12 protein-coding genes are annotated in these 12,711 nt (G+C 70.6%); 10 read left to right on the plus strand and 2 right to left on the minus strand.

The window, feature by feature from the left end; genetic code table 11:
• Window positions 1-112: 112 nt before the first annotated feature.
• Window positions 113-892 carry a trypsin-like peptidase domain-containing protein gene (locus tag ACFYW7_RS19220; protein WP_389503672.1) on the minus strand — a complete coding sequence of 260 codons (780 nt, stop codon included), beginning with the start codon at window positions 890-892 and terminating at the stop codon, window positions 113-115.
• A 690-nt stretch (window positions 893-1,582) separates the two neighbouring features.
• Between ACFYW7_RS19220 and ACFYW7_RS19225 the strand changes: the two genes are divergently transcribed.
• From ACFYW7_RS19225 to ACFYW7_RS19265, 9 genes are all read left to right on the plus strand, one after another.
• Window positions 1,583-2,428, plus strand: a complete 846-nt coding sequence (locus ACFYW7_RS19225) for a helix-turn-helix domain-containing protein (RefSeq protein ID WP_389503674.1) — start codon at window positions 1,583-1,585, stop codon at window positions 2,426-2,428.
• Window positions 2,429-2,439: 11 nt separating this feature from the next.
• Window positions 2,440-2,640 (plus strand): DUF397 domain-containing protein, encoded by a 201-nt coding sequence (locus tag ACFYW7_RS19230; RefSeq protein ID WP_389503676.1) that lies wholly within the window; start codon window positions 2,440-2,442, stop codon window positions 2,638-2,640.
• Window positions 2,633-2,893: a DUF397 domain-containing protein gene (locus ACFYW7_RS19235; protein WP_389503678.1), complete on the plus strand. Its 261-nt coding sequence runs from the start codon at window positions 2,633-2,635 to the stop codon at window positions 2,891-2,893. The genes ACFYW7_RS19230 and ACFYW7_RS19235 overlap by 8 nt, the downstream gene beginning before the upstream one ends.
• Before the next feature lie 736 nt (window positions 2,894-3,629).
• Window positions 3,630-3,938 carry a hypothetical protein gene (locus ACFYW7_RS19240; protein WP_037622434.1) on the plus strand — a complete coding sequence of 103 codons (309 nt, stop codon included), beginning with the start codon at window positions 3,630-3,632 and terminating at the stop codon, window positions 3,936-3,938.
• 208 nt (window positions 3,939-4,146) lie between these two features.
• A complete protein-coding gene (locus ACFYW7_RS19245) occupies window positions 4,147-4,998 on the plus strand; it encodes a hypothetical protein (RefSeq protein WP_389503680.1) in 852 nt (283 codons plus the stop codon).
• Window positions 4,988-6,319, plus strand: a complete 1,332-nt coding sequence (locus ACFYW7_RS19250; protein WP_389503682.1) for a hypothetical protein — start codon at window positions 4,988-4,990, stop codon at window positions 6,317-6,319. Before ACFYW7_RS19245 ends, ACFYW7_RS19250 begins: the two co-directional genes overlap by 11 nt.
• Complete coding sequence (locus ACFYW7_RS19255) at window positions 6,316-7,875, plus strand: SCO6880 family protein (protein ID WP_389503684.1); 1,560 nt, start codon at window positions 6,316-6,318, stop codon at window positions 7,873-7,875. The genes ACFYW7_RS19250 and ACFYW7_RS19255 overlap by 4 nt, the downstream gene beginning before the upstream one ends.
• Window positions 7,876-7,889: 14 nt before the next feature.
• A complete protein-coding gene (locus tag ACFYW7_RS19260; RefSeq protein ID WP_389503686.1) occupies window positions 7,890-9,317 on the plus strand; it encodes an ATP-binding protein in 1,428 nt (475 codons plus the stop codon).
• Between the two features lie 2 nt (window positions 9,318-9,319).
• Window positions 9,320-10,912 (plus strand): type VI secretion protein, encoded by a 1,593-nt coding sequence (locus ACFYW7_RS19265; RefSeq protein ID WP_389503688.1) that lies wholly within the window; start codon window positions 9,320-9,322, stop codon window positions 10,910-10,912.
• 99 nt (window positions 10,913-11,011) lie between these two features.
• On the opposite strand, the gene ACFYW7_RS19270 is transcribed toward ACFYW7_RS19265, so the two are convergent.
• Window positions 11,012-11,563, minus strand: a complete 552-nt coding sequence (locus tag ACFYW7_RS19270) for a GNAT family N-acetyltransferase (protein ID WP_389503690.1) — start codon at window positions 11,561-11,563, stop codon at window positions 11,012-11,014.
• 145 nt (window positions 11,564-11,708) lie between these two features.
• On the opposite strand from ACFYW7_RS19270, the gene ACFYW7_RS19275 reads away from it, so the two are divergent.
• Window positions 11,709-12,470 (plus strand): CDP-alcohol phosphatidyltransferase family protein, encoded by a 762-nt coding sequence (locus ACFYW7_RS19275; RefSeq protein WP_389503693.1) that lies wholly within the window; start codon window positions 11,709-11,711, stop codon window positions 12,468-12,470.
• Window positions 12,471-12,711: the final 241 nt, after the last annotated feature.

The raw sequence follows: 12,711 nt of genomic DNA on the forward strand, positions 1-12,711 counted from the left end.
CCCTCACCGCACAGGAGTCCGCCGACGTCAGTGTAGAGGCGGCTCCCGCGCGAAAGGGGTGTCGTGCACAGGGCCGGCGGCATGTTCCGCCGGAGGGTTCCCGCGGCGGGGCCTAACCGGCCCGGCCGGCCTCGCGGTAGAGCGTCGCGGCCTCGGTCCCGAACACGGCGCTGTAGGAGATGTCGTCGGTGGCCCCGCCCCGCTCGTGGCCGCCGATCACACCGACGACCGCGCCGTCCCCGTTCACCCAGGGGCTGCCGCTGGTCCCGCCGGGGAAGGCGGGGCATGCGATGCGCTGCTGCGTACGGCTGTGCGCGGTGGGCTTGTCGGTGCAGGTGACCGGGGTGTCGAGGCGGCTGGGGTACCCGGTGACGGTGATGGCGGTGGCCCCGGTGGCGCGGTGCGCGGCGAAGGCGTTGCCGCCTCCGACGGCGTCCTCGACCTCCTTGCCGTCACGGGTGCCGAGGACGGCGAAGGCGACGTCGCTGTCCTCGTCCCGGCCGGCCGTCCATCCCCGGGGGAGGAAGACGCCCCGGACGTCCCAGAACCCGTACGGCGCGCTGCCGCCCCGGTAGCCGGGCGCGAACGAGAGGGCTCCGTCCCCGTCCAGACAGTGGGCGGCGGTGAGGAGGAGATCCCGACCCGCGCTGTGCACGACGGAGGCGGTGCAGAAGTGCCCGCCGCTGCCGCCGCTCGCGGCGCTCCCGTGGAACAGGGCGCCCACGCGGGCGCTCCGGGAGTTCGCGGCGGCCTGGACGGTCACGCCGAAGGGTCCCGGGCCGTCGTCGGCCGCCGCGACGGACGAAGACGTCACGGCCAGCAGCACGACCGCCGCGCCGAGCAGCGCGGGCCGCCGGGCGCCGGGGGGACGGGGGACGCGGGTGCGCTTCATCGCCTCTCACCTTGCCCCGAGCGGGTGAGCAAAACCCTCGGACCAGTCCGAGTATCACCTGTGAAGTCCCGCCCCGCCCGGCCACTCCCGCACGGGCCGCCCCGCACCGCTTTCAGCCCCGCGGCGCCCGCCCCGCACCGTGGCACTCCGCCCAGAGCAGCTTCCCGCCCCGCGAGGCCCCCGGCTCGCCCGGGGTGCCGTCCCGGAACCCCGGCGGGACGGTCGGGTCCGAGTCCCACACGGCGACCCGCGGCCGGTCGGGTTCCGCCGAGAGGACGCGCGGGGCGTACGGACCGGGGGTGTGCGGGTGGGCGTCGGTGAGGAGTTCGGAGGCCGACAGCTCTGCCGTGGGGCTGAGTTCGGTGAGCCCGTGGGCGGCGAGAACTGCGAGAACGGCTCGGGGGTGACACGGGCGATGCCCGGGGCCCGGGGATCGTGCGGGAGTTGGAGAGTGCGGGACCAGGGCGGGGATACGGTTGCCATGGAAGTCTCCGATCACGGAGCGGAGTTGAGTGGTGCCGTGTCGCCACGTTGCCCAGTGACCGCGGCCGCTCCGTCGAGCGGGGTGCTTCTGGGCGGGGTCCCAGCGATGAGGCAGCCCCGTCGAGTAAAGGTGTTCACCGGATAGCGGGAATCAGCTTTACTGCCACTCGGGTGAGTGACCCGCACCAGCAAGGAGGCAGCGAGCCCGTGAGGACGAACCCGACGGGTCGCCAGCTCCGTCTTGGCACGGAGCTGCGCAAACTCCGCGAGCGCGCGGGCCTGACCTCGACCGGGGCCGGTCAGCTCCTCGGCATCAAGCAGACCCAGGTCAGCAACATGGAGGCCGGACGGGTCGGTGTGAGCGCCGAGCGCGTCCGCACGCTCGCGTGCCACTACGCCTGCTCGGACAGAGCCCTGGTGCAAGCACTCGGCGCCATGACGGCCGTACGCGCACGCGGCTGGCGGGAGGAGTACCGCGAGATCCTGCCGGGCGGCCTGATCGACCTGGCCGAGATGGAACACCACTCGACACGCCTGACCGCCGGGACCACCGCTCACGTCCCCGGCCTGCTCCAGATCCACGACCACGCCCGCGAGGTCTTCCGCCAGGTCGTGCCCGAACTGTCGCCCCCGGATGTCGAACACCGGCTGTCGTTCCGGATCAAACGTCAGACCGTCCTCTTCAAGGACTCCCCCACCCCGTATCGGGCCGTCATCCACGAGGCCGCCCTGCGCATGCAGTTCGGCGGCCCCACCGTGGCGAGGAAGCAGCTCCGGCACATCCTCGACATGAGCGAGCACCCGCACATCGCCGTGCGGGTCATCCCGTTCGCCGCCGGCGCCTACCCCGGATCCGGGCAGTCGATCCTGTACGCCCATGGAACCGTCCCCCAGCTCGACACGGTGCACCTCGACCAGTCCCACGGCTCGGCGCTGCTCGACGCCGGAGCCCAGCTCGACAAGTACCGCGTACTCCTGGAGCGCATGACGGGCACCGCCCTCGGCCCCGGCGAGTCGCGGGAGTTCGTCCACGCCGTCGCCCAGGACCTGTGAAAGGACCCGAGATGCCCATCACCACCTGGCAGAAGTCCTCGTACTGCGGCGAGGGGGAGGCCTGCGTGCACGTCGCCGGGGCCACCACCCCCGCGATCCACCTCACCGAATCCGCCGACCCCGGCGGAGCGGTACTCACCGCCGCCCCCGCGGCCTTCCGCTCGCTCCTCCAGGTACTCAAGAAGGACAAGAAGGAACAGGACCGTGACTGACACCCCCGCGGACCTCGACTGGGTCCGGGCCGCGCCCGAGGACGCCACCGGCCCCGGCCCCTGGATCGAACTCGCCTTCGGCGAAGACGACTTGGTCTACCTCCGGGAGACCGGCGCCCCGGAGAACGTCGTCACGACCACCCGCAGGAAGTGGGACGCGTTCGTCCTCGGTGTCCAGGCGGGCGAGTTCGACCACTTCGTGGCGGACCTCGAGGAGGAGCGGCCCCCGGCTCCCGCCGAAGGCCGCTCGTGAGGTGACGGCGGCCGGCCTCACCCCTGTTCGGCCCCCGCGTACGCCGCCGCGGCCCGTGCCGTCGCAGGCGTTCGTCGTCGCGCGGGCGAGGTGTTCGAGTTCGAAACGGGTGCGGTCGCCCTCCGGGGTCACCCGCACCTCGATCCGGCCGACGTCCCCGCCGTACTCCCAGGTCGCGGCGCAGCTCTCCGGCGGCCCGCACCGCTCGATCGTGCCGCCCGCGTCGCCCTCCGGTCGGTACGTCCCGCCGGCGCGGAGGTCCCGACCGATGGACCGGACGGCGAGTCCGGGAGCCCCGGAGGGAGCCGGCCTGGAGCGCGCTTCTCGGCGATCGGTCCGACATCCCGTCCGGCGTCCACCTCACGCGGACCCGGCGACCCTGGGAACACCGGCTCGACGGGCCGTCAGGATCGGTGCGGCCGAGCCGTATCCGTTCGAATCACTCGGGGCGCGAGCCGTAAAGGGGAACAACGACGGAACCACGTGCGAGGTTTCGCCCCCACTTCATTGCCCGGCGTGACCAGCCGTGATACACAGAGTGACGATACGACTCTTCGTACACCGCCGTACGCCTCCCTCGAGGGGCCCGCGTACGCCGGTGACAAGGAATTCGTACGAATCCCGCCAACCAATGACGCCAAGTCGACATGCGACGGCGGCATTGTCGGCGAGAATGGGCTCGACCTCTGCGCAGTGGCAGGGGGTGCAGAACTACCCACTAGGGGCGGTGACTTACATGCTTTTCGCAGCCGACAAGGGCGACATCAACACAATCATCGGTGGAATCGCCCCGGACTGGGGCCCCTTCGGCAGCCTGGGCAACGAAGCGAAGGTGATGGTCGAGGTGGTGATGGCGGTCGCCATCCTGCTCTGCCTCGGCATCGCGATCTGGGGCGCGGCCAAACAGCGCATCGGCGCGACCGCCCTCCGCGACACCTTCAGCGCCGAACAGGGCAAGGGGCTCATCATCGCCGGGCTCACGGGAGTCTTCATCATCGGTTCCCTCGGCACGCTCTTCACCATCGTGTACGGCATGGCCGTGTAGCCCGGCCGGACCGTGCCGCCCACCCGGCGCACCGTAGTACCCGGCCGGGCGCGCCCGGAATCTCCTTCCCGACCCACCCGTCCGTCGTGCCCACCGGCTGAGGTTGCGTTTCCCTGATGTCCAGTCACCACACCGCGCCCGCGCGGGAACCAGCACGGCTACCGTCGTACTACTTGGTTCAGCGAGAGGTTGAGGGGGCGTACGCGGCATGAGTCTCGGTGACGAACCCGGGTACGGCGGCGCGTCGCGCGGCGAGGACGGGGGGTACGGGGGCTCCGGCCAGACCCGCACCCGCCTCCCCGACCGCCCGGGCGACGTCTACGGCGGCGCGCGGCGCGGCCGCGGATCCTCCTCGCGGAGCCTGATCACGGTCGTCGGCGTGGTCGTCCTCCTCATCGCCGCGATCGCCTTCGCGAACCGCGGCGACGACTCGCCCTCCGCGGGCGACGACAGCGGCGACAAGGCGAAGACCTCCCCCACGGCCGCCTCCGGCGACCGCCCGGTGGATGCGAAGGCCGCGGGCATCCCCACGGGCTTCCCCCACAGCGCGGAGGGAGCGCAGAGCGCGGCGGCGAACTACGCGGTGGCGCTGGGGTCCGCCGACATGTTCGACAAGGCCGACCGGGACCGGATCCTGGCGACCCTGATCACTCCGAACCGCGTGAGCGGGTTCGAGGCGACGCTGGACAAGGCGTACACGCCTCAGTTCAACAAGAACGTAGGCCTGAACGAGGACGGCTCGGCTCCGCAGGGCTACACATTCGTCTCGCGTACCAGTCCCATCGGCACCAAGACGACCGAGTCCTCGAACGACACGGCGACCGTGGAAGTCTGGTGCAGTGGCCTTCTCGGCCTGGCCGGCAACAACTCCACCACCCCGGTCACCAGCAGCTGGTTCACCATCACCATGAAGTTGGAGTGGATCAGCGACAACTGGAAGATCGTCACGCACTCTCAGAAGGACGGCCCCGCACCTGTTCCGGGCGACGACCGGGCCTCCAGCGCGGACGACATCGCGAAGGCTGTCGAGGAGTACGGAGGGTTCACGTATGCCCGCTAACCATCGTGTACTCAAGCTGGCTGCCGTGGTGGGGGCGGTCCAGGCCACGGCGGTGCTGCTGGCCACGAGAGCCGTCGCCGCGCCCACGCCATCGCCCTCCAAGAGCAGCGACCCCTGCGGTCTCATCCACGGCCCTGCCAAGAACTACTGCGAGTCCGACAACAAGGGATCCGGCCGATCAGGCCTCGGCTCGGATCCCAGTCCCCTCGGCTCCACCCTCGACCCCCTCTCGTCCCTGGCCAAGGGCTGTGCCGACGCCGCCTCCTGGACCGTCGACAAACTCTCCGCCGCCGTGAACGACACCGCCAACGTCGACTTCACGAACCCCAAGTTCCTCCAGCAGTACGCCGTCGTCTTCGCGGCGTCCGCGATCCTGACCCTGGTGCTGTGGCTGCTGGCCGTGACGAAGCGGGCCGTACGAGGTGTCCCCCTCGCCACGGCCCTCTCCGAGGCGATCGGCTTCCTCTGGCTGACGGTGCTGGCCTCGGCGTTCACCCCGCTGATCCTCTACACCGTCGTCTCGGCGACGGACGGCGTGACGGAGGTGCTGGCCAAGACCACCGGCAATCAGACGGACGCGTTCTTCGGGACGTTCTCCGGCGCGCTGAACAAGGGCGACGACATCGGCGGCGGCCCGATCATGCTGATCGTCGTCTCGCTGGTCTCGATCCTCGCCGCCGGAGTCCTCTGGCTGGAGCTGGTCATCCGGGCCGCGCTGCTCTACGTCGGCGCCCTGCTGGGCACCGTCGTCTACGCCGGCCTCGTCGACAAGAACCTGTGGGGCCACGTCCGCCGCTGGGCGGGCATCATGATCGCGGTGATCCTGGTGAAACCGGTCATCGTGATAGTGCTCGGCCTCGCCGGAGCTCTCAGCACCGACGACGGTCCCGACGCGTTCTCCGCCGTCGTCTCCGGGCTCGCCATCATCCTGCTCGCCATCTTCGCCAGCGCGATGATCTACCGCTTCGTACCGGGCTTCGGCGACGAGATCGCCGGCTCCCGCAACAACCGCATCATGCAGGGCGCCGAGGGCAAGGCCGCCGCCGTGATCAGCTCGCCGGCCACCCTGGTCGCGCAGGGCATCAAGACGCACAGCTCGCGCGCCGACAACAACGGTGGCGGCGGGGGCGGCAACAGCCAGCCCCGGCCCGCCAACCCCGCGTCCGGCGGTGTGGCCGCGCACAGCAGTCGTACGCCGAACGGAGGCGGCGGATCTGTCCCCTCCGCCGCACCCCCGCCGCGTACCAGCCCGGTCAACACCCCGCACGCGAGCAACACCCGCAACAGCAGCTCCAACCGCACGGGAGGTGAAGGGCGTTGACGACCGAGTCCCACCTGTCCCATCCGGTCACGCCCCGCCGTACATATCTGATCGGCCGCGCCCGGCCGAACGCGATCGTCGGCCGGAACCGTGAGTCCGGCGAGATCGCGCTCATCATCGGGGGCGCGTTCCTGGGCATGATGTGCGGCCTGCTCGTCCCGGTCCTGTCCCTGCGGATCGTGCTGCTGACGGGCTTCCCGCTGCTCGCGCTCGCCGCGGTGTACATCCCGTACAAGCGCCGGACGTTCTACAAGTGGTTCGAGATCAACCGCAGTTACAAGCGGAACCTCCGCAAGGGAACGACGTACCGCAGCCACGTGATGGAGTCCGGCACCCGCATCGACGGGAAGGAGGTCGAGATCGGACCGCCGCCCGGCATCGGGCGGATCTCCTGGCTCGCCGCCCCGTTCGGACCCGACGAGATCGCCGTGCTGCTGCACGCCGACCGGCGCACCGTGACGGCCGCGATCGAGATCGAGGGGCCGGGCGTCGGCCTGCGCGACAGCGAGGACCAGGAGGCCCTCGTCGACCGCTTCGGCACGCTGCTCAAGCACGTGGCGAACGGCGACGGCTTCGTCACCCGCCTCCAGATGCTCGCCCGCACCCTCCCCGCCGACCCGGACGCCCACGCCAAGGACGTCTCCGTACGCGGCGACGAACGGGCTCCCGGATGGCTCCAGCAGTCCTACGACCAGCTCCAGTCGATGGTGTCCACCAGCAGTGAGCAGCACCGGGCCTATCTCGTCGCCTGCATGCACTACTCACGCGAACTGGCCGCCGAGGGCCAGGCCATGGCCCGCGCCGCGCGGCCCCGGGGCGGACGGAAGATCGACCGGGACGCCGGACTCGCCGTCGTCATGGCCCGCGAGCTGACCGACATCTGCTCCCGGCTCCAGGAAGCGGACATCCGCGTACGCCAGCCGCTCGGGCAGGGGCGGCTGTCCTCCCTCGTGCACTCGATGTACGACCCCGACCACCCGATCGACCACATCCAGGCGATGACCAAGCGCAACGCCTGGCCTGCCGAGCTGGACGCCATGGAGCCGACGTACCTCCAGGCGAAGACCCGCGAGTCCTCCACCCGCGCGCCCTGGTGCCACGCCACGGCCTGGGTGAAGGAGTGGCCGATGACCCCGGTGGGCGTGAACTTCCTCGCCCCGCTCCTCGTCCACACCCCCGACGTCATCCGCACGGTCGCCGTGACCATGGACCTCGAACCCACCGAGATCGCCATCGAGCGCATGCTGACCGAGAAGACGAACGACGACGCCGAGGCCAGCCGCGCCGCCAAGATGAACCGGACCGTCGACCCGCGCGACATCGCCTCGCACAACCGCCTCGACCAGCGCGGCGAGGACCTCGCGAGCGGCGCCGCGGGCGTCAACCTCGTCGGCTACATCACCGTCTCCTCCCGCAACCCCGAGGCCCTCGCGCGCGACAAGCGCACCATCCGCGCCTCGGCCGGCAAGTCGTACCTGAAGCTGGAGTGGTGCGACCGCGAGCACCACCGGGCCTTCGTCAACACACTGCCGTTCGCCACCGGAATCCGCAGGTAGGGGCTGATGCACTGATGCGGGATCCCTTGTCCGCCGCGACGGACGCCTTCACCTCCTTCCTCTTCGGCAAGGTCGAGACGACCCGCCTGCCCGTCCGCACGTCCACGGGCCAGGCCCAGGCGGTCTACCTGCCCACCGCCGCACCGGGCCTCGGCGACTCGGGCGTCATCATCGGCCGCGAGGTGTACTCCGGCAAGGGCTACATCTACGACCCCTTCCAGCTGTACGGACAGCAGCTGCCGGCCCCGCACTGGCTGGTCCTCGGCGAGTCCGGCAACGGCAAGTCGGCGCTGGAGAAGACGTACGTCCTCCGCCAGCTGCGCTTCCGCGACCGCCAGGTCGTCGTCCTCGACGCGCAGGGCGAGGACGGCGTCGGCGAATGGAACCTCATCGCGGAAGAGCTGGGGATAACCCCCATCCGGCTCGACCCGACCGCCGCCCTGGACATGGGCATCCGGCTCAACCCGCTCGACCCGGCGATCACGACGACGGGCCAGCTGGCCCTGCTGCGCACCATCATCGAGGTCGCGATGGGGCACGGCCTCGACGAGCGGTCCGGCTTCGCCCTGAAGGTCGCGCACGCCTACGTCAACGAGACCATCGTCGACCGCCAGCCGGTGCTCACCGACATCGTGGAGATGCTGCGCCACCCCGAACCGGAGTCGGCCGAGGCGATGAACGTCGCCATAGACGACGTGCGGGCCTGGGGCCTGGACGTCGCGCTGGTCCTGGACCGGCTCGTCGACGGTGACCTCAGGGGCATGTTCGACGGCCCGACGACCGTGGGCATCGACCTGGACGCTCCCCTCATCGTCTTCGACCTGTCGCACATCGACCGGAACTCCATCGCCATGCCGATCCTGATGGCGATCGTCGGGGTGTGGCTGGAGCACACCTGGATCCGGCCCGACCGCAAGAAGCGCATCTTCCTGGTGGAAGAGGCGTGGCACATCATCAACAGCCCCTTCGTGGCCCAGCTGTTCCAGCGGCTGCTGAAGTTCGGCCGCCGCCTCGGCCTGTCCTTCGTGGCGGTGGTGCACCACCTGTCGGACGTCGTCGACGGAGCGGCGGCCAAGGAGGCGGCCGCGATCCTGAAGATGGCGTCGACCCGGACGATCTACGCCCAGAAGGCCGACGAGGCACGGGCGACGGGCCGGGTCCTCGGCCTGCCCCGCTGGGCGGTCGAGATCATCCCGACGCTGACCCCGGGCATCGCGGTCTGGGACGTCAACGGCAACGTCCAGGTGGTCAAACACCTCATCACCGAGACCGAACGCCCGCTGGTCTTCACCGACCGGGCGATGACGGAGTCGTCCGCCGACCTCCTCCTCTCCGACGACGCGATGCGCGCCGCCGAACTGGAGGCCGAGGAACGGGCGGCGGCCTTCATGGAGCAGCACCTCAGCGATCTCGACGGCTCCTCCGAGTCCACGGTGGCGTGAGAATGAGACAGGACGACCGGCACGACCCCCGGCGCGAGGGGGCGGGCGGCATCCCCGACGGCCTGCTGATCGGGGTGCTGGCCTTCCTCCTCGGCATGACCCTGATGGTGTGGACGGCGACGGGCCTCGCGGGCTGGTTCTCCCGCGGCGCCTGGCCGGACGCGATCACCTTCGCCCGTACACCGCTGGCCATGCGCCACCTGATCGGCGCGCCGCACGACGTCCCCGGCGCCTGGCCCGACACCCCCGCCGCCCAGCTGTCCGGCTACGGCCTCTTCTGGGGCCTGTTCATCGGCCAGTTGATGGTGCTGCTGGTCCTCACGGTGTTCGTGATGGGGACGGTGGCCCGGTGGCGGGCGGGCCGGGCACGAAGACGCGCACAGGCCGCCGCCTCCGCCGAGGCTCCCGGCCTGGTGGTACCGCCGGCCAGATCGGAGCCGCGGCCGACGCCCACGGCCCAGCCGACACCCGCACAGCCCCTGGAGGCCGCGTACACGGCGGCCGAGGCCGAGCGAGCGCCCGACCACCACACGGACGGCCGGAAAGCCGCCCTCTCCACACCCACGGCTCCACTCCCGCCTGCACCTTCGGCTTCGACTTCGGCCATGGCCCCCCTGCCCGCCACAGCCTTCTCCTCCCCCTCCCCCTCTCCGAACCCGGCGTGGACGTCCGCCCGTTCCGTCGTCCTCGCCCCCGCCGAGACCCGCCACCCCACCGCGGCGCAGGCCGTGCGCGACGCGGCGGGCCCGGTGCTCGTCATCACGTCCGACCCCCGCACCTGGTCCGAGACCAAGGACGCCCGCGCGAAACTGGGGCCCGTTCTCCTCTACGACCCTGCCCACCTCTGCGACACCCCGGCCCGGCTCCACTGGTCCCCCTCGACGGGCTGCGAGAACAAGGAGACGGCCGCGGCCAGGGCGGCGGCGCTCCTCGCCCCCGTACGCCCCACCGCGAAGGTGGACCAGGCGATGGCCGATGTCGCGGAGACGCTCATGCGCAGCTATCTGCACGCCGCCGCAGTGGAGGGCAAGGCCTTCCGCCATGTCCACCGCTGGGCCCAGGGCTCACAGGTGCAGGACGCCGTACGGGCCCTGCGGACGAATCCCAAGGCCGCGTCCGGCGCCGCCGGCGAGCTGGAGGCCGCCCTCGTCTCGCACCCCGAACGCCGTGACATCGCCCAGGAACTGACGGCACGTGCGCTGCTGTCCTTCGGCACGGTCAACATCCGCGAATCCTGCACACCGAACCGAAATGACAGCCTTGCCTTGGATTCCTTCGTCGACGAAGGGGGCAGCCTCTATGTGGTCGGTGAACCCCTCGAGGACCCCAGAGCGAACCCCGGCGCCATGCCACTCCTGACGGCCCTCGCCTCAAGCGTGGTCGAGCGTGGCCGGCGCATGGCCGAACGGTCATCCTCCGGTCGGCTCGACCCACCACTCACGCTCGTCCTCGACGACGTGGCGGCCGTGGCCCCGCTCCCCCAGCTCCCGGACCTCCTGACCACGGGACCGGCCCACGGCCTGCCGACCCTGGTCCTCCTCCGCTCCCGGGAACAACTCCGGGCGCGCTGGCCGCAGTTCGAGCTCCCGCTCTGACACCGCGCGACAGCCGGGCCGACACCGGCCTCCTCCACGCCGACCGCCCGCAGCCGAGCCGGCCGAGTCGGCCGCAGAAGCCTGTCCCCAACAGGGTCTCTAATCCCGGGTGATGACGAACTCCAGCTGCGACTCCCCGGTGGTGCCCGGCATCGGCTCGGTCTCACCGGTGGGCACGAACCCCGCCTTCCGGTAGAACGCCTCCGCCCGGCCGTTCTTCTCGTGCACGAAGAGCCGAACCCGGTCGAGCCCGACCCCCCAGGACCAGGCGAGGGCGGCGTCGAACAGCCCCTGGGTCACCCCGGCCTCGCTCCCCCGGTGCTCGGGCCGTACGAAGACCCCCACCAGATGCCCCTGGTCCCGCTCGGACACCTTCCCGAACGGGTTCCGCACACCGGCCAGTTCGACCAGGACGGTCACGGATCCGACCCATTCCCCGTCCTCGGTCATGGCCACGATCTGCTGCCGCTCCGTGACCCCGACGGCCGCCCCGGCCGTCCGGTCCTGCCAGAACTCGTCGGTCCTGGCGACCGATTCCTCGTAGGTCTCCAGGAACGCGAGATGCGCGACCGGGTCCCGCAGGGCGTCGAGCCTGAGCTCTTTCACCTGACGCCACTCGTCAGGCCGTACGGATCGGATCACATAGGTCATGGCAGTCACGGTAGTACGCGCGTACGACCGGGCTCACCCGTTTTCCACCCTGCCGATCACCGCGGCCCCGGCCCCCGTCATGCTCTTCCCTGTACGACATTGTCAGCCGACCGATCCAGTGCCAGCTCGTCAGGGAGAACACCGCATGCCCAAGGTCCAACTAGAGGAACTCCGCACTGTCATCCACCCCACGGGCAAACTGGACAGCAGGGCGGAACACTGGGCCGGCCGCCTCTACATGAGGTCCCTCTCCCTCCGGCTGACCCGCCATCTCGTCGACACCCGCATCTCGCCGAACCAGATCACCGTGATCATGGTCTTCGCGGGAGTGCTCTCCGGAGTCGCGCTGATCCTGCCGGGCCTCGGCGGCGCCGTGCTCTCCGTCCTCTTCATGCAGCTGTACCTGCTGCTCGACTGTGTCGACGGCGAAGTGGCCCGCTGGCGCCGCCAGTTCAGCCCGCTCGGCGTCTATCTGGACCGTCTCGGCGCCTATCTCGCCGACGCCGCCGTCATGGTCGGCATGGGCATCCGCGCGGCCCAACTCGGCCTCGACCTCTACCTGGTGGCCGGTCTGGCCGCGGCCGTCGGCGTCCTGCTCCTGAAGTCGTCCTCCGACCTCGTCCACGTGGCCCGTTCCGACAGCGGCATGCAGAAGGCGACCGACGCGTCCGTCGTCCCCCGCTCCACCGGACTCGCCCGGATCCGCCGGCTCGCCTCGGCCGTGGGCCTCCACCGTCTGGTCAACGGCATCGAGTGCACCATCCTGCTGCTCGTCACCGCGGTGGTCGACCTGGCCCTCGGCGACCTGACGGCCACCCGGATCGCGACCGTCGCCGTGACGGCGATCGTGTGGCTGCTCGTGCCCGCCCACATCGTCTCGATCGTCGCGTCGTCCCGCCTGAAGTAACCAGAACCACTGGAACAGCAGCTGGAACAGCCGATGAACCGGCTGGTGGAACGCGAAAGGGGGCGGTCTCCGCGAGGAGACCGCCCCCTTTTCCCTTCTCGATCCTCTACTCCTCTACGAGCTCCGCTGGCACCCTGGCCAACTGCCCCTGGAACGCAGAAAACCCCCGTACCGGATTCCCGGTACGGGGGTTTTCTTCAAAATTTGTTCGGCGGCGTCCTACTCTCCCACAGGGTCCCCC

It is taken from the genome of Streptomyces sp. NPDC002580, assembly GCF_042889485.1.
Lineage (GTDB): Bacteria > Actinomycetota > Actinomycetes > Streptomycetales > Streptomycetaceae > Streptomyces.

Bases quoted from the DNA above. Each gene is read 5' to 3' on its own strand.
- ACFYW7_RS19220 (WP_389503672.1), bottom strand. From the start codon at position 892: ATGAAGCGCACCCGCGTCCCCCGTCCCCCCGGCGCCCGGCGGCCCGCG.
- ACFYW7_RS19230 (WP_389503676.1), top strand. From the start codon at position 2,440: ATGCCCATCACCACCTGGCAGAAGTCCTCGTACTGCGGCGAGGGGGAG.
- ACFYW7_RS19240 (WP_037622434.1), top strand. From the start codon at position 3,630: ATGCTTTTCGCAGCCGACAAGGGCGACATCAACACAATCATCGGTGGA.
- ACFYW7_RS19245 (WP_389503680.1), top strand. From the start codon at position 4,147: ATGAGTCTCGGTGACGAACCCGGGTACGGCGGCGCGTCGCGCGGCGAG.
- ACFYW7_RS19250 (WP_389503682.1), top strand. From the start codon at position 4,988: ATGCCCGCTAACCATCGTGTACTCAAGCTGGCTGCCGTGGTGGGGGCG.
- ACFYW7_RS19260 (WP_389503686.1), top strand. From the start codon at position 7,890: ATGCGGGATCCCTTGTCCGCCGCGACGGACGCCTTCACCTCCTTCCTC.
- ACFYW7_RS19265 (WP_389503688.1), top strand. From the start codon at position 9,320: ATGAGACAGGACGACCGGCACGACCCCCGGCGCGAGGGGGCGGGCGGC.
- ACFYW7_RS19270 (WP_389503690.1), bottom strand. From the start codon at position 11,563: ATGACCTATGTGATCCGATCCGTACGGCCTGACGAGTGGCGTCAGGTG.
- ACFYW7_RS19275 (WP_389503693.1), top strand. From the start codon at position 11,709: ATGCCCAAGGTCCAACTAGAGGAACTCCGCACTGTCATCCACCCCACG.